We start from the raw sequence: 18,663 nt of genomic DNA, 5'->3' as shown, positions 1-18,663 counted from the left end.
GTTTTTTATTTGGAGGCACACATGCGCATCTACGTTCTTGCAGCAACGCTTCTCATCGCCGGTTGCGGCAGCAGCCATCACGGCAGCGATCCCGAAAACATCAACACCATGCCGAGCTATCTCGGCGGCATCACGTCCACCACCTACGACGGCAGCACGGACGACCTGCTTACGGCGGGCCTGGGCAAGACCGGCCTCGCCGCCGCCAGCGCGCCGCTCTATGCCGACGCGAACAATCCCACGCCCCGTGAGCTGCGCCGCAACGCGATCTTCAACAACTATCGCGCGGTGCTCGATATCGCCGCCAACAGCGGCTATGGAACCTTGTACGGCCCGAACGTGAATGCGGCCGGCGTGGCGACTTCGGATGAAGGCAAGGTCGCCGGCACCGAATACCTGGCCTATGCGGACGATGGCAGCGGCAAGTTCAATGTGACCTTGATGGTGCAGGTGCCCTCTACGTTCGAGGTTGCGAACGCCTGCATCGTCACCGGCGTTTCCAGCGGCTCGCGCGGCATCTACGGCGCGATCGGCAGCGCAGGCGAATGGGGCCTGAAAAACAAGTGCGCCGTGGCGTATGCGGACAAGGGCGGCGGCATCGGCCTCTATACCTTCGATGACGATTCGGTAAACCTGCAGAACGGCCAGCGCGCCACGCGCACGGCGGCCGGCAAGAATGCGATCTTTGCGCCGCTGCTCAGCGACGCGGAGCGCGCGGCATTCGCTTCCGCCTATCCGGACCGCATCGCCTTCAAGCATGCCCACTCGCTGCAAAATCCCGAGAAGGATTGGGGCAGGGTGACGCTGCAGGCGCTGGAGTTCGCGTTCTACGTGCTGAACGAAAAGTACGGCGTGCTGGCCAGCGATAACAAATCCAGGGTCGTGCGGCTGACGCCCGAGAACACGGTGACGATCGCGTCCAGCATCTCCAACGGCGGCGGCGCTGCACTGCTGGCAGCGGAGCAGGACAGCAAGGGCCTGATCGACGCAGTGGCAGTGACCGAACCGCAGATTCAGCCGAACAAGTCCAGCGGTTACACGGTGCGGCAGGGCGGCGCGGCGGTGGTGTCGCAGGGCAGGGCGCTGCTGGATTATTCGAGCTATGCGGCGCTGTACCAGCCCTGCATCGCCGGCGCGGCGGGACGTTGCGAGGCGCTGGTGGCGAAAGGTTTGCTGAACGGCGTGGATCTCGCTGCGCGTCAGGCAAACGCGAAGGCGCGCATGGTGGCTTATGGCTGGCAGCCGGAAGCCGAGGTGCTGCAGGGCGCGCATGCGCTGACCAATATCCTGGTGGCGGTGACTTATATGAACGCGTATGGACGTTTCAATGTTACCGACCGCGTGTGCGGATTCAGTTTCGCGAACGTGGATGCGAGCGGCGCAGTCGTCCCCTTCACGGCAGCGGCCCGTGCGGGCGGTTTTGCGGCCTTCAGCGGCATTATCGGCACGCCGGTATATGAAGAGTCGTCCGGCGGCGCAAAAGCCTATACGGCCGCGATTTCGCCGTCTACGGGGGTGATGGATCAGGGGCTGGACGGCTTCCTCTGTCTGCGCTCGCTGGCGACGGGCGTGGACGCCGTCACTGGCGCTGCGCTGACCGGCAATATGGCGGCACTGAGCACACGCGTGCGCGCCGGCATGCAGGAGGCTCAGGCGACCGGCAACCTGCACGGCAAGCCGGTCATCATCGTTTCCGGCCGCAGTGACGCCCTGCTGCCTGTGAACCACGCCAGCCGCGCTTATGTCGGACTGAATGCGGCGGTGGAGGGCGCCGGCAGCAAGTTGCGCTACATCGAGGTCCTCAACGCCAATCATTTCGATCTTTACAGCAGCGTGTTTCCCCAGAGTATCGTGCCTCTGCACGCCTATCTGTTCCGCGCGCTGGACGCGGCCTATGCCACGGCTCGCAACAGCGCGGTTGCGCTGCCGCCCTCGCAAGTCGTCCGGACCCAGCCCCGCGCCTCCGCGGACGTGCCCATGACTCTCTTCAATCTGCCGGCGCTCAGTCCGTCACCTGGCGCTGATGCCATCACCGTTAGCGGTACGACGGTGAACATCCCCAACTGAGTGCCGGCGATGCATGCCTAAACCCAAGGCTGAAACCTGGTGTCTGCCACGATGTGGCAGACACCTGCTTCTTGCTGTTGGTTCTGAAAGCTGCCGCGGCCCTATAGCGCTGCAGCGTAGATGGCGCGGGCGTCGGCGCGGCTGACGTCGCGCGGGTTGTTGCCGAGCAGGCGGGTCTGGAGCATGGCGTCGTCGGCGAGGCGGTCGAGGTCGGTTTCGGCGATGCCAACCTGCTGCAAGGTGCGCTCAATCCCGGCGATGGTCGCCAGTTGCTGCATCGCAACAACGAGCGCTTCGGTACGGGCTTCGTCACTGCCTGCGGCGTGCGGAACGACGATAGTGGCCAGTTCGGCGTACAAAGGCGCAGCGACAGGCGCATTGAAGCGCAGTACATGCGGCAGCACGAGGGAGTTCGAGAGTCCGTGCGGCACATGGAAGATGCCGCCGATCGGATAAGCCAGCGCATGCACCGCGGCAACCGGAGCGTTGGCGAAGGCCTGCCCCGCCAGGCAAGCGCCCAGCAGCATGGCCTGGCGCGCGCCGACATCGCGTCCATTCTCGCAAGCCGGAATCAGGTTGGCGGACAGCAAGGCCAGCGCCTGCCGTGCCAGTCCGTCCGACAGTGGATTCTTCTTGAGCCTGCTCGTATAGGCTTCGATGGCGTGAACCATAGCGTCGATACCGGTCGCGGCGGTGACGGCGGGCGGCAGGCCGAGGGTGAGCTCGGCATCCAGCACGGCCATGTCTGCATACAGTTGAGGCGCAACCACGCCCATCTTGGTGGTGGCGCCGGTGGTCACGATGGAGATATTGGTAACCTCGGAACCGGTGCCCGCCGTGGTCGGCACCTGCACCAGCGGCAGACGCTCGCCCTTCACATTGCCGATGCCGTAGATCTCGCGCAGCGGCTGGCTGTTGTCGGTCATGATGGCGATCAGCTTGGCGACGTCCATCGAGCTGCCTCCGCCGATGCCGATGATGAGGTCCGCCTCGAACTGGCGCGCGGCCGCGACCGCATCCAGCACCACACGTTCGGGTGGATCGGCCATCACATCCGAATAGATTTTCACGTGGAAACCGGCGGCTTTCAGGCTCTGTGCCGGCAACTCCACCAGCCCGGTTTTCAGGAAGCCGGGATCGGTGACGATCATTGCGTGGCGGGCCGACGTGAAGCGTGGACGAAGCAGTTCGCCCAAGACGCGGGCAGCACCCAGTTCGGAGACGATGTGCGGGACAGTGCTGAAGCTGAAGGCGGGGATCTGGCTCATCGCGGCGACTCCATCGGAATGATTGTCCGGAAAGCTTACACCAGCCGAGGAGTAGAATGTGGGGTTTGCATTTTCCGGGGAGCAGGGGAGAGATGTTGGATGTTGGTGGTGGTGTTTTGTTGGTCGCGGCGTTCGCTGCCGGCTTTGTGGATGCGGTAGTAGGCGGCGGTGGACTGATCCAGATTCCAGCAATTTTCTCGGTAATGCAGGGCACGTCCCCGGCGACGCTTCTCGGCACGAACAAGCTGGCCAGCGTGTTTGGTACCAGCGCGGCGGCGGTGAATTATGCGCGCCGGACTCCGGTGGCCTGGTCGACGGTGGCGCCTGCCGCGTCGACGGCTTTCCTGTTTTCCCTGTTGGGCGCCTGGACCGTCACGCGGATTCCGGCCGATTTCCTGCGCAGCTTGTTGCCCTTTGTTCTGCTGGCTGTCGCCGTCTACACCTTCCGCCGTAAGGATCTGGGCAGCGTCCATCGCCCGCTGCACAGTGGCGTTAAGGAAAAAGTGATGGCCGTGCTGGTGGGCGCCGGCATCGGTTTCTACGATGGCTTCTTCGGCCCGGGGGTAGGCAGCTTCCTCGTTTTCCTTTTTGTACGCAGCTTCGGCTTCGACTTCCTGAGCGCATCGGCCGCGTCTAAGGTAGTGAATGTGGCGACGAATATCGCGGCGCTGCTGGTGTTCGGCTTTAACGGCCACCTGCTCTGGCAGCTTGGACTGACCATGGCCGTATGCCAAGTCGTCGGTTCGATTCTTGGAACCAAGCTCGCGCTCAAGCACGGCAGTGGGTTTGTGCGGCGGTTGTTCCTGTTCGTAGTCGGGATACTGATTCTCAAGACGGGGTATGACGCATGGTTAAAATGAGTGATTGTTTCACGTGAAACAGTTGTCTTTGTGAAGGGCGGAATCTCAAGGTTCCGCCTTTTTTTGTTCCCGTTGGCTGATCTTGCCAGGCACCAGATTTGACTCAAGCGGTCGTCGCCATCGTAGTCGGTTTCGCCATCACCAGCGCATCGAGGCTAACGGCGCGGTTGCTCCGACTGTCGTTCCACATCACTCCGCACTTTACGGTCGGCGTGTCGAAGTGTGCGCACCCATCTGGACGTTGAACATGAACGCCAAACTCAGGCTCGGAAGACCGGGCCGCGGCGGTCGCGCTGGCGCGGCCTTGCGCGTATGCAAGTGCCGCCAGTCGATCCCGGCGGTTTGGATGGGCGACGCGGTGCTCAGTAGCGCCTTTGTGCTTGCGTTTGTATTTATCGGACCGTACAGACCCTTGACCAGGGACATCTCCGGCTTGGCATGTCCACTGTGCGCGTTTACTCGGGGGTAAGCGAAATCAGATCAGCACGGGAAATACTCAACGCTTTGGCGCGCTGACCACGCTCAGATTGCGGTCAGGGAGCGCCCACTGGCAACATCGACGCATCAATGGGCCATTGCTTACGATAGGATAGCGCCTTGAAATACTCGAGCATCGGACGCTAAGTGTATCGGGCAGATTTGGGCTGTGTCGCAGGTGCTGTTTTGGTTGCACAGATTCGCAGAGAGGCGGCGCACTCCGGCTGTCCGGCCAGACTGTTGGCCGGGACTTCCTGGGCACGAAGGTCGACGCAGCGCCGCTTGGTGCGTTGCAGTGGCTGAAACGAGGGTAGGTCCGGTTCCGGAACCGATAGTCTGGTCTGCACTGCGATTCCTTGCTCGTGTTCCAGTGCTACTGCCGGTTGCCCTCGTTGGCGCTCGGCTTGGGCACTTTCTGTGGTCGTGATTTACTGAGGGCGATGAGTTATTCGGTACGACTCGAATCTGGAGTTTCCGGCTTGCGTGGCGGGGCCGGGGGGAATTCGGCGTAATGTACGATGGCGCGGAGCTGGTGCGGTTTGCGCAAATTTACTGGCGACTTGGCTGGCAGCGATTGTGCACGACGAAGCGTCACTCGGTGCCGAGTGTGCATTGGGGAATGCGAATTAAGACGGTCTGTTTGGAGTAGCATTTCGGCCGGCTTAGTGTGTTGGCCGTGGGCTGATGAGCGCGTCCTGGCGGCTGACATTTTGTGGGCTGCTTAGTGGTTGGATCGCCAGGCGAAGGGTTGGGTAAGGGGTACGGGCGAGCGGGGAGCGGGAGAGGCTGGCCAGGGCGGGGCGGTAAGGTGCTCCCCGGAGCGCGCGCGAAGCCGGTTTAAATGGCCACTTTTTGTTTCACGTGAAACATTGGTGGGGAAAAATTTCTGCCCAAAAAAGTCGCAGGGGGTAAAAAACTTTATAATTCTGTTCGATCTCCAGAATTTCCCCATTTTTCACCATGCTATTTCCTACTGAATTCGACGTTATCGTTGTCGGCGGTGGTCACGCCGGTACCGAGGCTGCGCTCGCTTCGGCCCGTATGGGCCAGAAGACGCTTTTGTTGACGCACAACATCGAGACGCTGGGCCAGATGTCGTGCAACCCGTCCATTGGCGGCATCGGCAAGGGCCACCTCGTCAAAGAGGTTGACGCGATGGGCGGCGCCATGGCCATCGCGACCGATGAGTCGGGCATCCAGTTCCGTATCCTGAACTCGTCCAAAGGCCCGGCAGTCCGCGCCACGCGCGCCCAGGCCGACCGTATCCTGTACAAGGCCGCGATCCGTTCGCGCCTGGAAAACCAGCCCAACCTGTGGCTGTTCCAGCAGGCGGTGGACGACCTGATGGTGGAGGGCGACCGCGTGGTCGGCGCCATCACCCAGATCGGCCTGAAGTTCCTGGGCCGCGCTGTTGTGCTGACGGCCGGCACCTTCCTGAACGGCAAAATCCACGTCGGCCTCGAGAACTACTCGGCCGGCCGTGCCGGCGATCCGCCCGCCATTTCGCTGGGCGCGCGCCTGAAAGAACTGAAGCTGCCGCAAGGTCGCCTGAAGACCGGCACGCCGCCGCGCATCGACGGCCGCAGCATTGACTTCTCGCAGATGACTGAACAGCCGGGCGACCTCGACCCGGTGCCGGTGTTCTCCGTGATGGGCAATACGTCCATGCACCCGCAGCAGCTGCCATGCTGGGTGACCCACACCAACACGAAAACGCACGACATCATCCGCAACGGCCTCGACCGCAGCCCGATGTTTACCGGCGTGATCGAGGGCGTGGGCCCGCGCTACTGCCCGTCGATCGAAGACAAGATCCACCGCTTCTCGTCCAAGGAATCGCACCAGATTTTCCTGGAACCGGAAGGCCTGACCACCCACGAGTTCTACCCGAACGGTATCTCGACCAGCCTGCCGTTCGACGTGCAGATCGAACTAGTGCGCTCGATGAAGGGCCTGGAAAACGCGCACATCCTGCGTCCCGGCTACGCCATCGAGTACGACTATTTCGATCCGCGCGGCCTGAAGGCGTCGCTGGAAACCAAGGCGATCAATGGCCTGTTCTTTGCCGGCCAGATCAATGGCACGACCGGCTATGAAGAGGCGGCGGCACAGGGCATGCTGGCCGGTATCAACGCCGCGCTGCAAACCCAGGGCAAGGAATCCTGGACGCCAGGCCGCTCCGAAGCCTACCTCGGCGTGCTCGTGGACGACCTCGTCACGCAAGGTGTGCAGGAACCGTACCGCATGTTCACCAGCCGCGCCGAGTACCGCCTGAGCCTGCGTGAAGACAACGCTGACATGCGCCTGACAGAAATCGGGCGTAAGCTGGGCGTGGTTGGCGATGCGCAGTGGGAAGCCTTCGAGCACAAGCGCGAAGCCGTGGCCCTGGAACTGGAACGCCTGAAATCGACCTGGGTCAACCCGCGTATCCTGGCAGCTGCCGAATCCGAGCGCGTGGTTGGCCAGGCTATCGAGCGCGAGTATTCGCTGGCCGATTTGCTGCGCCGTCCGGGTGTCGAGTACGACAAGCTGATGACCATGACCGGCAACGAAGGCCAGGCGCTGGCCGGTCCGGGCGTGGCGGACGAGTCCGTGAAGGAGCAGGTGGAGATCACCCTGAAGTATTCGGGCTATATCGACCGCCAGCTGCGCGAAGTGGAGCGCCACGAACACTACGAAAACCTGAAGCTGCCGGACGGCTTCAACTATGCGGAGATTACGGCGCTGTCGATGGAAGTGCGCCAGAAACTGCAGAAGCACAAGCCGGAAACCCTGGGCCAGGCGTCGCGTATTTCGGGCGTGACGCCGGCTGCGATTTCGCTGCTGCTGGTGCACCTGAAGAAGGCCGGCTACGGCGGCTTCGTCACGCTGAAAGACGAGGCGGCTTGATGGCGCTGTTCGATCGTGCGCGCTTGGCGCAGGTATTGGCGAACGGTGTCACCGACCTGAAGCTGGAATTGACGGAAGCGCAGCAGGGCAAGCTGCTGGATTACCTGGCCCTGCTGCATAAGTGGAACAACGTGTACAACCTGACGGCGGTGCGCGACCCGATGGAAATGATGACGCTGCACTTGCTGGATTCGCTGGCCGCAGTGCCGGCCTTCGAGGGTGTGCAGAATGTGCTGGACGTTGGGGCAGGGGGCGGGTTGCCGGGCATGGTGCTGGCGATCTCCCGGCCGGACATGAAAGTGTCCATGATCGACACGGTGCACAAGAAAACGGCCTTCCTCACGCAGGTGAAGGCGGAGCTGGGACTGGGCAACGTGACGGTCTACACGAAAAAGGTGCAGGACCTGCAGGTGAAGACGCTTTTCGATGTCATTACTTCGCGGGCCTTCGCAGACCTCTCGGACTTCGTCAACTGGTCCGGGCACCTGCTGGCGGAGGGCGGCCGATTCATAGCCCTCAAAGGCACGGCGCCGGCAGACGAACGGGAGCGGCTGCCAGAGCCCTGGAAAGTGAGCGAATTAAGAGCGCTACAGGTACCGGGGCTGGACGCAGAGCGCCACCTGGTTTTTATAAATAAAACAACAACGGTATAAACGATTTATACCGTATAAACTGAATAAATAGTATAAACAATTTATACCGTATAAACGATTTATATCAAACGAAGAATACATGGCCAAAATTTTCTGTGTAGCAAATCAAAAGGGCGGCGTGGGCAAGACCACCACCACGGTCAACCTCTCCGCCGGATTGGCCAAACTCAACCAGCGCGTATTGCTGGTAGATCTGGACCCCCAAGGCAATGCCACCATGGGCGCAGGCATCAACAAGGCAGGCCTCAAGGCTTCCACTTATGAAGTCATGCTCGGCACGTCCGACATCGCGTCTGCGCGCCAGCGCTCCGAGTCCGGAGGCTTCGATGTGCTGCCGGCCAACCGCGAACTGGCCGGCGCCGAAGTGGAGATGGTGCAACTGGATAACCGCGAGCGCCGCCTGCGCGAAGCGCTGGCCCTCGTGGACAAGGACTACGACTTCGTCCTGATCGACTGCCCGCCCGCGCTGTCCATGCTCACACTGAACGGCCTGGTAGGCGCGCATGGCGTGATCATCCCGATGCAGTGCGAGTACTACGCGCTCGAAGGCTTGTCCGACCTGGTGAACACCATCAAGAAGGTGCACGCCAACCTGAATCCGGACCTGAAGATCATTGGCCTGCTGCGCGTGATGTTCGACCCGCGCATGACGCTGTCGCAGCAGGTGTCGCAGCAGCTGGAGCAGCACTTCGGCGACAAGGTCTTCAAGACCATCATCCCGCGCAATGTGCGCCTGGCAGAAGCGCCGTCCTACGGCATGCCGGGCGTGACATTCGATCCGACTTCCAAAGGGGCGCAGGCTTACATTGCCTTCGGCGCCGAAATGGTTAAACGCATCAAGAAAATGTAATCACTCATGGTAAAGAAAATGAAAGGCCTGGGACGAGGCCTCGACGCTCTGCTGGGCGGAGACCAGGATCCGGCAGACCCGAGTTCCCATCCGAACCCGCACGAGATGCAAATCGCTTATCTGCAGGCGGCAAATACCAGCCGCGTACCCCAGATGGACGAGGGCAGCCTGTCCGAGCTGGCGGCCTCGATCAAGACCCAGGGCATCATCCAGCCGCTGCTGGTGCGCCCGGTGGGTGTGGATAAGTCGAATGGTCACGTGCGCTACGAAATCATCGCCGGCGAACGCCGTTTCCGCGCCGCGCAACTGGCCGGCCTGGAAAGCGTGCCGGTGCTGGTGAAGGATGTGGACGACACGACGGCGGCCGCGATGGCCCTGATCGAGAACATCCAGCGCGAGGACCTGAATCCGCTGGAAGAGGCGCAGGGTATCCATCGCCTGATCACCGACTTCAGTTTTACCCATGAGCAAGCTGCGCATGCGGTGGGGCGCTCGCGTTCGGCTGTGTCGAACCTGCTGCGCCTGATGAACCTGGCGGAGCCGGTGCAGACCATGTTGATGGCGGGCGACATCGACATGGGCCATGCGCGTGCGCTGCTGGCAGTGGATGCAGCATCGCAGATCCAGCTGGCGAATGTTGTTATTGCGAAACGTCTGTCTGTGCGCGAGACGGAGAAGCTGGTGCAGAAGCATCAGGAAGAGGCGGCGGCCAAGCCGGCGCCCCGCGTGCGCGAGAAGTCGGGCGATATCAAGCGCCTCGAGGAGGAGTTGTCGGATACACTCGCGACCTCGGTGGTGTTCAAGATGGGCGCGAAGGGCAAGGGGCAGATGATTATCGATTTCGCTGACCTGGATATCCTGGATGGCGTGATTGCGCGGCTGCGCGGCTGAGAACCCAAAGCAGATGCTGGTGTCAGCCACGATGTGGCTGACACCTGTCATGCGGCGCCGGCCAAAGTGTCTGCCACATCGTGGCAGACACTGGAACTTGCCGTGGGTTTTGAAGAAAAACAATACGTTACGAACTTGCTCTTGAATTGAGCAACCCGCAACCCAACGTTGCGAGATTTGTCTTGCTGCAGCGCAGCATGTTTGACCTTGCTGGCGTAAACAAACTATAATCCCGTGTCTTTGGGTCTAATGACTATCTTCGGGAACTCGGCAAGTGACAGATTTGAAGCAAAGTATTGCCAAGCCAGTTTTCCGAGTAGTTGCCCTGCAGTTAACAATCGCCGTCCTTTTTTCAGCCCTCGTCGCGCTTTTCGCCGGGGTGGGGAAAGGCTGGTCCGCTGCCATGGGCGGCGTTATTGCAGTCTTAGGTAGCCTGATCTACGCGATCATGGTGGCGCGCGGTAGCGAGGATGCTAAAAAAGCATTCCGGACGCACTTCCGCGCCGAGATGGCAAAAGTATTTGTAACAGCAGTGCTGTTTATTGTCGCACTGGTGCTGTTTCAATCAGCTGCATGGTTGTGGCTGATATTAGGATTCGTGGTGGCAACCTTTTCGTATTGGTTGGCGCTGCTCACGGTTTAAAAATCAATCAACTTAACTATGACCACTGAACATCACGGGGGCCATGCGGCTCCGGCAAACGCCACAGAGTATATTCAGCACCACCTTTCCCACAACAGCCTGACGCCATCCGACGTCGCCGCTGGCACTTTCAACCTGGATACCTTCTGGATCTCCGCGATCCTGGGTGTGGTTTTCCTGGGTCTGTTCTACATGGCTTCCAAGCGCGCCACTGCCGGCGTGCCGGGCAAGCTGCAAAACTTCGTTGAATGGGTCATGGAACTCGTCAACGACACCGTTAACTCCGCTTTCCACGCGAAATCCAACGTGATCGCCCCGCTGGCCATCACCATCTTCGTCTGGGTCTGGCTGATGAACGCAATGGACTTCCTGCCGGTGGACCTGCTGCCGAAAGTGCTGGAATTCTTCGGCGTCTACAAACTGCGCGTGGTGCCGACCGCTGACGTGAACCACACTTTCGGCATGTCGATCGGCGTCCTGCTCTGCATTATCGGCTTCTCGATCAAGGCCAAAGGCGCCGGCGGCTGGACCAAGGAACTGTTCACCGCTCCGTTCCACGCTCACGGTACCTTCGCCAGCATCCTGCTGGCACCCGTGAACTTCATCTTCCAGATGCTGGAATTGCTGGCCAAGCCTATTTCGCTGTCGCTGCGACTGTTCGGCAATATGTACGCCGGCGAACTGATCTTCATCCTGATCGCGCTGCTGCCATGGTGGGCACAGTGGCTGCTGGGCGGTCCATGGGCAATCTTCCACATTCTGATTGTGACTCTGCAAGCGTTTGTGTTTATGGCGTTGACGGTTGTGTACCTGGCCCTTGCGGTTGAGAAGCACTAATCAGCAACTTATTTTTTGGTTTTAGTTTTTTGGTATTTTCGTTTTTTTAAATTAGGAGAAATCTAATGCAAGCTCTGATCGCACAAGTACAAAGCATGACCGTTCTGGCAGTTGCCATCATCGTTGGCCTGGGCGCCATCGGCACCGCACTCGGCTTCGCAATCCTGGGCGGTAAATTCCTGGAAGCTTCCGCACGTCAGCCTGAACTGATGCCTCAGCTGCAAACCAAACTGTTCGTTATCGCTGGTCTGCTGGACGCGATCTCCATGATCGGCGTTGGTGTTGCTCTGCTGTTCACCTTCAACAACCCGTTCCTGACCGCCCTGGCTACCGCTGCTGCTCAGTAATCGTTCTCCCTCCCGGAGAAAACTTTTAGGAGCAAGGTATGAACATCAATATGTCTCTCATCGGTCAGATGATCACCTTCGCGGTGCTCGTCTGGTTCTCGATGAAGTTCGTATTCCCGGCGCTGAACAATGCGCTGGATGAGCGTGCCAAGCGTATTGCAGACGGTCTGGCTGCGGCCGACCAGGGCCAGGTGCTGGTGAAGCAAGCTGAAGAGCGTGCTACCACCGCCCTGGCAGCTGCCCGCGACGAAGCTGCACAGCGCGTCGCGGACGCCGAAAAGCGCGCTCAGCTGGTTGCAGAAGAAATCAAGGCCAACGCACAAGCCGAAGCTGCACGCATCATTGCACAAGCTAAAGCAGAAGCTGAACAGCAAGCAACCCAGGCCCGCGAAGCACTGCGTGGCCAGGTAGCCGATCTGGCAGTGAAGGGCGCCGAACAAATCCTGAAGCGCGAAGTCAACGCGTCGGCCCACGCCGACCTGCTGTCTCGCCTGGCAACCGAGCTCTGATCATGGCAGAACTCGCAACCGTCGCCCGTCCTTACGCGGAAGCCCTCTTCCGCGTAGCCAAGGCTGGTAACCTCGCGCAGTGGTCCGATCTGGTGTCCGAACTGGCCCAGATCGGTTCGCATTCCGAGGTGCTGGCATACGCCCGCAATCCGAAAGTTTCGGATAAAGACGTCATCGCCACCATCCAGTCACTGCTGAAATCGCCGCTCAACGCGGAAGCGAACAACTTCCTCTCGATGCTGATCGAAAACGGCCGCATCGAACTGCTGCCGGAAATCGGCGCCCAATTCCAAGCGCTGAAAAACAGCGCGGAAGGCGCGGCAGACGCCGAAATCACGAGCGCATTCGACATGAGCGACGCCCAGGTGGCAACGCTCGTCACGACGCTGGAAAAGAAATTCAGCCGCAAGCTCAAGCCGGCCGTTACCGTGGATCCAAGCCTGATTGGCGGCGTCCGCGTAGTGGTAGGCGACGAAGTGCTCGACACTTCGGTGCGCGCCAAGCTGCAAGACCTGCGCAACGCGCTGGTAGCTTGAGCCCCCGCTTCGGCAGACCCTTTTACCCTCGCGCAAGCTGAGAGAGAAAACATTTAGGAGTTAGTATGCAACTCAACCCATCTGAAATCAGCGAGCTGATCAAGAGCCGGATCCAAGGCATTGAAGGCGGCGCTGAAGTGCGCAATCAAGGCACGGTTATTTCCGTTGCCGACGGTATCTGCCGCATCCACGGTCTGTCCGATGTGATGCAGGGCGAGATGCTGGAATTCCCTGGCAACACCTTTGGCCTGGCAATGAACCTGGAACGCGACTCCGTCGGTTCCGTTATCCTGGGTTCCTACGAGCACATTTCCGAAGGCGACACCGTGAAAACCACGGGCCGCATCCTGGAAGTGCCGGTTGGTCCGGAACTGAAAGGCCGCGTGGTCAACGCACTGGGCCAGCCGATCGACGGCAAAGGTCCAATCACCACCTCCCTGACCTCCCCGATCGAAAAGATCGCTCCAGGCGTTATCGCCCGTGAGTCCGTCGGCCAGCCTATGCAGACCGGCCTGAAATCGATCGATGCAATGGTGCCGATCGGCCGTGGCCAGCGTGAGCTGATCATTGGCGACCGTCAAACTGGTAAGTCCGCCGTAGCGGTTGATGCGATCATCAACCAAAAAGGCCAGGGCATGACCTGCATCTACGTTGCAATCGGCCAGAAAGCATCGACCATCAAAAACATCGTGCGTTCCCTGGAACAGCACGGCGCGATGGAGTACACCATCGTTGTTGCCGCTTCCGCTTCGGAATCGGCCGCAATGCAGTACATCTCGGCTTACTCCGGTTGCGCCATGGGCGAGTACTTCCGCGACCGCGGCGAAGACGCGCTGATCGTGTACGATGACCTGTCCAAGCAAGCTGTGGCCTACCGTCAGATTTCCCTGCTGCTGCGCCGCCCACCTGGCCGCGAAGCATACCCAGGCGACGTGTTCTACCTGCACAGCCGTCTGCTGGAACGCGCAGCCCGCGTGAACGCCGACTACGTCGAGAAGTTCACCAACGGCGCCGTGAAAGGCAAGACCGGTTCCCTGACCGCACTGCCGATCATCGAAACCCAGGCTGGTGACGTTTCCGCCTTCGTTCCGACCAACGTGATCTCGATTACCGACGGCCAGATCTTCCTGGAAACCTCGCTGTTCAACGCCGGTATCCGTCCTGCGATTAACGCCGGTATCTCGGTGTCGCGCGTGGGTGGTGCTGCGCAGACCAAGGTCATCAAGGGCCTGTCCGGCGGTATCCGTACCGACCTGGCGCAGTACCGTGAACTGGCTGCGTTCGCGCAGTTCGCTTCCGACCTGGACGAATCGACCCGTAAGCAGCTGGACCGTGGCGCCCGCGTGACCGAACTGCTGAAGCAGGCTCAGTACTCCCCGCTGTCGATTTCCCTGATGGCTGCCTCGCTGTTCGCAGTGAACAAGGGTTACCTGGACGACGTGCCTGTGAAGAAAGTTCTGGCCTTCGAAGCTGGCCTGCACGGCTACCTGAAGACCAAGCAAGCTGCCCTGCTGGCCAAGATCGAAGAAAGCAAGCAACTGGACAAGGACGGCGAAGCTGCTCTGGCCGCCGCCATTGCTGATTTCAAGAAATCCGGCGCATTCTAAGTGCTCGGCGGCCTCGCAAGAGGCCGCCTACAAGCGCAAAGGAGTAAGGACTCATGGCAGTAGGCAAAGAGATACGTGGCAAGATCAAGAGCGTAGAGAATACGAAGAAGATCACCAAGGCGATGGAAATGGTCGCCGCATCGAAAATGCGCAAGGCGCAGGACCGCATGCGTGCCGCCCGTCCCTACAGTGACAAGATTCGTAATATCGCTGCGAACCTGGCAAATGCCAACCCCGAGTACACGCACCCGTTCCTGGCTGATGCCAAGACGGAAGCCAAAGCCGTAGGTTTTATCGTCGTCACGACCGACAAGGGTCTGTGCGGCGGCCTGAACACCAACGTTCTGCGTATGGTGACCAATAAGGCCCGCGAGCTGGAAGCTGCTGGTAACAAGATTGAAGCAGTTGCAATCGGTAATAAAGGTTTGGGCTTCCTGAACCGCGTCGGCGTACCCATCGTCGCCCAGGCTACCCAGATCGGCGATACGCCGCACCTGGAAAAGCTGATCGGCCCGGTACAAGTGATGCTGGAGAAATTCCAGGAAGGCAAACTGGACGCCGTTTACCTGTGCTACACCAAGTTCATCAACACGATGAAGCAGGAGCCAATGGTCGAACAATTGCTGCCGCTGACGGCAGACAAGATGAAGGCCGACACGAACAACCACAACTGGGACTACATTTACGAACCAGATGCGGCAACCGTGATTGACGAACTGCTGGAGCGTTTCATCGAAGCGCTGGTGTACCAGTCGGTAGCGGAAAACCTGGCATCCGAACAGTCGGCGCGCATGGTGGCCATGAAGGCCGCAAGCGACAACGCCGGTAACGTGATCGGTGAACTGAAGCTGGTCTACAACAAGACCCGCCAGGCTGCAATTACCAAAGAACTGTCTGAAATCGTCGCCGGTGCGGCAGCGGTTTAAACGAATTTAACTATATTTGAAGGAACGAACATGGCTGATGGCAAAATCGTTCAGTGTATCGGCGCAGTGGTGGACGTTGAGTTCCCACGCAACGCGATGCCTAAGGTTTTTGACGCGCTGAAAATGGAAGGCTCCGAGCTGACCCTGGAAGTGCAACAGCAGTTGGGTGACGGCGTGGTCCGTACCATTGCTCTGGGCTCCTCCGACGGTCTGCGTCGCGGCATGACCATCCAGAACACCGGCAAACCAATCATGGTTCCGGTAGGTAAAGCTACCCTGGGCCGTATTATGGACGTGCTGGGCAACCCGATCGACGAGTGCGGTCCTGTTGCTCACGACCAGGTGGCTTCGATCCACCGCGTGGCTCCGGCTTACGACGAACTGTCCCCTTCGCAAGACCTGCTGGAAACCGGCATCAAGGTTATTGACCTGGTGTGCCCGTTCGCCAAAGGCGGTAAGGTCGGTCTGTTCGGCGGTGCAGGTGTGGGCAAGACCGTGAACATGATGGAACTGATCAACAACATCGCTAAAGCGCACTCGGGTCTGTCCGTGTTCGCCGGTGTTGGTGAGCGTACCCGTGAAGGTAACGACTTCTACCACGAAATGGCCGACGCCAAAGTGGTTGACCTGGAAAACCCGGCCAACTCCAAAGTGGCCATGGTTTACGGTCAGATGAACGAACCGCCTGGCAACCGTCTGCGCGTGGCGCTGACCGGTCTGACCATCGCCGAATCCTTCCGTGACGAAGGCCGTGACGTTCTGTTCTTCGTTGACAACATCTACCGCTTCACCCTGGCCGGTACCGAAGTTTCCGCACTGCTGGGCCGTATGCCTTCCGCAGTGGGCTACCAGCCGACCCTGGCTGAAGAGATGGGCCGTCTGCAGGAGCGTATTACCTCCACCAAGACCGGTTCGATCACCTCGATCCAGGCCGTGTACGTTCCAGCGGATGACTTGACCGACCCGTCGCCAGCGACCACCTTCGGTCACCTGGATTCGACCGTCGTTCTGTCCCGTGACATCGCCGCTCTGGGTATCTACCCTGCAGTGGACCCACTGGATTCGACCTCCCGCCAGCTGGACCCGCTGGTCGTTGGTCAGGAACACTACGACACCGCCCGTGCCGTGCAGGGTACCCTGCAGCGCTACAAGGAACTGCGTGACATCATCGCAATTCTGGGCATGGACGAACTGGCTCCGGAAGACAAGCTGCTGGTGGCGCGTGCTCGTAAGATGCAGCGTTTCCTGTCCCAGCCGTTCCACGTTGCTGAAGTGTTCACCGGCTCCCCAGGCAAGTACGTTTCGCTGAAAGACACGATCAAGGGCTTCAAGATGATCGCTTCCGGCGAACTGGACCACCTGCCAGAGCAGGCCTTCTACATGGTCGGTACCATCGAAGAAGCCATCGAAAAAGCCAAGAAGCTGGGCTGATCGATTGTCTTAGCTGCCTCGCTTGCGGGGCAGCTATAGTCATAGAGGATAAACATGGCAAACACTATTCACGTTGATGTGGTTTCGGCCGAAGAGCAGATCTTCTCGGGCGAAGCGACTTTCGTGGCGTTGCCGGGCGAGCAGGGCGAGCTGGGTATCTACCCGAAGCACACCCCGCTGATCACCCGTATCCGTCCGGGCGCGGTGCGCATCCAGGTTCCAGGCCAGGCTGAAGAAGAGTTCGTCTTCGTCGCCGGCGGCCTGCTGGAAGTGCAGCCGAACGCCGTGACGGTCCTGGCCGACACCGCAATCCGCGGCCACGACCTGGACGAAGCCAAGGCTACCGCTGCCAAGAAACTGGCGGAAGAAAACCTGGCCAACAACAAGACTGGCATCGACTACGCGAAAGCACAGGCGGAACTGGCAGCGGCTATCGGCCAGCTGGCAGCCATCGCCAAACTGCGCCAGACCAAGCACTGATCGGTCGCATCGCAGGCATAATGGAAAGGCAGCTTCGGCTGCCTTTTTTATTTTCCGGAGCGTTTCATGAACGTACTCATCACCGGCGCCGCGGGCGTCCTGGGCCACGCAGTCGTGGCGGCATTTCGCGCCGCTGGCGCCAATGTCGTTGCGCTGGGACGCAGCGGGGAGCAGCTGGAGCAGGCTTTCGGGCCGCAGGCCGCGGGCATGCTGTACGTGGCAGCCGACCTGCGCGACGCGGCGACCGTAGCATCCGCAGCGGCGGCGGGCGTGCAGTGCTTCGGGCGCATCGATGCGCTGGTCAATTGCGCCGGCGGCTTCCATATGGGCACGCCCGTGCATGCGACGCCGGATGAGGATTGGGAGCAGATGCTGGACGTGAACTTCCGCAGCATGCTGAACGCGGTGCGCGCGGTGGTGCCCTTCATGCTTGACGCGGCCGGCGGCAAGATTGTCAGCGTGGCGTCGGCCTCGGCGCGGCAGGGGCTGGCGAATATGGGCGCATATTGCGTGAGCAAGGATGCTGTGATCCGGCTGACGGAGGCGATGTCGGCCGAGTTGCGCGGCAAGGGGATCAATGTGAATTGCGTGCTGCCGGGGACGATCGATACACCGCAGAACCGCGCCGCTATGCCGAAGGCCGACCGCAGCAAGTGGGTCAGTCCCGAGGCGCTGGCAGACGTGATCATGTTCCTATGCAGCGACGCCGCCCGCGCCGTGCATGGCGCGGCGATTCCATGCACATGACCGACCGCACGCCGAGGCGCGCCGTGGCCCCGCAGGGGCTGTAGTGCGGATCATTGATTCGCCGTGCCAGCTCAGTCAGCGGCACATCGAATAAGACTTCGTCTGCTCCACCCAGCGATAAGTAAACACCCGCGACTCATACCGCTTCTGCCCAATCTTCACATCCGGCGTGACCAGATCAAACCGCGGCGGCAGCTTGCCCTTGAAATGCAGGCGGTAACGGAACTGCGTATGGTCCGCCGTGCCGACCGACATCAGCGCCAGCGGCACCCCATTAACGATCTCCACAATCTCCGCCCGCTGATTGGTCGGCCGCTGATAAACACTGACCACCTCGGCCTTCTCGACCACCGCCCCTTTTGGAAGCGTTAGCGGGAACCCATCCGTAGCAAACTGCAACTGAGTCGTGCGCGGCAGCAGGTAGTTCACGCCGATATCGATCCCCCCATCCGGCGTAGGAATCGGATTGGTCGCCGACACCGTGATCCCGCGCGGCAGCGGGAAAGTATCGGCATCCAGCAGCGTTCCGCAGTCGGCGGACGTTGCCTGGTACAGCGGCGGCGGGTCGTAGGCTTCGCCGCAGGCGGCGAGAATCAGGAGCAGGGAGAGTGGCGCGTAGCGGCGCATATGTGAGCGTTGTTGTTC

Annotated in this window: 18 protein-coding genes; 16 read left to right on the top strand and 2 right to left on the bottom strand. The window is 60.4% G+C overall.

The genetic code is table 11. From position 1 onward, the window contains the following. Positions 1-21 precede the first annotated feature (21 nt). Positions 22-2,067 (top strand): 3-hydroxybutyrate oligomer hydrolase family protein, encoded by a 2,046-nt coding sequence (locus tag ACHMW6_RS34485; RefSeq protein WP_395404018.1) that lies wholly within the window; start codon positions 22-24, stop codon positions 2,065-2,067. A gap of 101 nt (positions 2,068-2,168) precedes the next feature. On the opposite strand, the gene ACHMW6_RS34480 is transcribed toward ACHMW6_RS34485, so the two are convergent. Further along, entirely contained in the window at positions 2,169-3,326 is a 1,158-nt protein-coding gene (locus ACHMW6_RS34480; protein ID WP_395408785.1) for an iron-containing alcohol dehydrogenase, read from the bottom strand. Between the two features lie 101 nt (positions 3,327-3,427). Between ACHMW6_RS34480 and ACHMW6_RS34475 the strand changes: the two genes are divergently transcribed. The 15 genes from ACHMW6_RS34475 (at position 3,428) to ACHMW6_RS34405 (ending at position 18,018) form a co-directional block, all read left to right on the top strand. Continuing rightward, on the top strand, positions 3,428-4,195 hold the full coding sequence (locus ACHMW6_RS34475; protein WP_395404016.1) for a TSUP family transporter: 768 nt from the start codon (positions 3,428-3,430) through the stop codon (positions 4,193-4,195). 1,437 nt (positions 4,196-5,632) lie between these two features. Then, complete coding sequence (gene mnmG / locus ACHMW6_RS34470; protein ID WP_395404014.1) at positions 5,633-7,561, top strand: tRNA uridine-5-carboxymethylaminomethyl(34) synthesis enzyme MnmG; 1,929 nt, start codon at positions 5,633-5,635, stop codon at positions 7,559-7,561. Further along, entirely contained in the window at positions 7,561-8,214 is a 654-nt protein-coding gene (gene rsmG, locus ACHMW6_RS34465) for a 16S rRNA (guanine(527)-N(7))-methyltransferase RsmG (RefSeq protein WP_395404012.1), read from the top strand. Before mnmG ends, rsmG begins: the two co-directional genes overlap by 1 nt. A gap of 79 nt (positions 8,215-8,293) precedes the next feature. After that, the gene (locus tag ACHMW6_RS34460) at positions 8,294-9,064 is read left to right on the top strand and encodes a ParA family protein (RefSeq protein WP_395404010.1); all 771 of its coding nucleotides are present in this window, start codon (positions 8,294-8,296) and stop codon (positions 9,062-9,064) included. Between the two features lie 18 nt (positions 9,065-9,082). Further along, positions 9,083-9,955: a ParB/RepB/Spo0J family partition protein gene (locus tag ACHMW6_RS34455; protein WP_395404008.1), complete on the top strand. Its 873-nt coding sequence runs from the start codon at positions 9,083-9,085 to the stop codon at positions 9,953-9,955. Between the two features lie 274 nt (positions 9,956-10,229). Then, entirely contained in the window at positions 10,230-10,598 is a 369-nt protein-coding gene (locus ACHMW6_RS34450; RefSeq protein ID WP_395404006.1) for an ATP synthase subunit I, read from the top strand. Between the two features lie 18 nt (positions 10,599-10,616). Next, entirely contained in the window at positions 10,617-11,435 is an 819-nt protein-coding gene (gene atpB, locus ACHMW6_RS34445; RefSeq protein ID WP_395404004.1) for a F0F1 ATP synthase subunit A, read from the top strand. 65 nt (positions 11,436-11,500) lie between these two features. Next, positions 11,501-11,782 carry a F0F1 ATP synthase subunit C gene (gene atpE, locus ACHMW6_RS34440; RefSeq protein ID WP_395404002.1) on the top strand — a complete coding sequence of 94 codons (282 nt, stop codon included), beginning with the start codon at positions 11,501-11,503 and terminating at the stop codon, positions 11,780-11,782. 38 nt (positions 11,783-11,820) lie between these two features. Next, positions 11,821-12,291, top strand: coding sequence for a F0F1 ATP synthase subunit B (locus tag ACHMW6_RS34435; RefSeq protein WP_395404000.1), 471 nt, complete (start codon positions 11,821-11,823; stop codon positions 12,289-12,291). 2 nt (positions 12,292-12,293) lie between these two features. Next, positions 12,294-12,827, top strand: coding sequence for a F0F1 ATP synthase subunit delta (locus ACHMW6_RS34430; protein WP_395403998.1), 534 nt, complete (start codon positions 12,294-12,296; stop codon positions 12,825-12,827). 65 nt (positions 12,828-12,892) lie between these two features. After that, entirely contained in the window at positions 12,893-14,434 is a 1,542-nt protein-coding gene (gene atpA / locus ACHMW6_RS34425) for a F0F1 ATP synthase subunit alpha (protein ID WP_395403996.1), read from the top strand. A 53-nt stretch (positions 14,435-14,487) separates the two neighbouring features. Next, positions 14,488-15,360 (top strand): F0F1 ATP synthase subunit gamma, encoded by an 873-nt coding sequence (gene atpG, locus ACHMW6_RS34420; RefSeq protein WP_395403994.1) that lies wholly within the window; start codon positions 14,488-14,490, stop codon positions 15,358-15,360. Between the two features lie 30 nt (positions 15,361-15,390). After that, positions 15,391-16,791, top strand: coding sequence for a F0F1 ATP synthase subunit beta (gene atpD, locus ACHMW6_RS34415; protein ID WP_395403992.1), 1,401 nt, complete (start codon positions 15,391-15,393; stop codon positions 16,789-16,791). Positions 16,792-16,845: 54 nt separating this feature from the next. Then, complete coding sequence (locus ACHMW6_RS34410) at positions 16,846-17,271, top strand: F0F1 ATP synthase subunit epsilon (RefSeq protein ID WP_395403990.1); 426 nt, start codon at positions 16,846-16,848, stop codon at positions 17,269-17,271. Positions 17,272-17,337: 66 nt separating this feature from the next. Then, positions 17,338-18,018: an SDR family NAD(P)-dependent oxidoreductase gene (locus ACHMW6_RS34405; protein ID WP_395403988.1), complete on the top strand. Its 681-nt coding sequence runs from the start codon at positions 17,338-17,340 to the stop codon at positions 18,016-18,018. Positions 18,019-18,093: 75 nt separating this feature from the next. Here the strand turns inward: ACHMW6_RS34405 and ACHMW6_RS34400 are convergent, their stop codons facing one another. Further along, on the bottom strand, positions 18,094-18,645 hold the full coding sequence (locus tag ACHMW6_RS34400) for a hypothetical protein (RefSeq protein ID WP_395403986.1): 552 nt from the start codon (positions 18,643-18,645) through the stop codon (positions 18,094-18,096). Positions 18,646-18,663 lie beyond the last annotated feature (18 nt).

The sequence above is a fragment of the Pseudoduganella sp. UC29_106 genome, assembly GCF_044055365.1.
In the GTDB taxonomy this organism is placed as follows: Bacteria; Pseudomonadota; Gammaproteobacteria; order Burkholderiales; family Burkholderiaceae_D; genus Rugamonas.
This window is presented reverse-complemented; position numbering and strand designations above follow the sequence as displayed.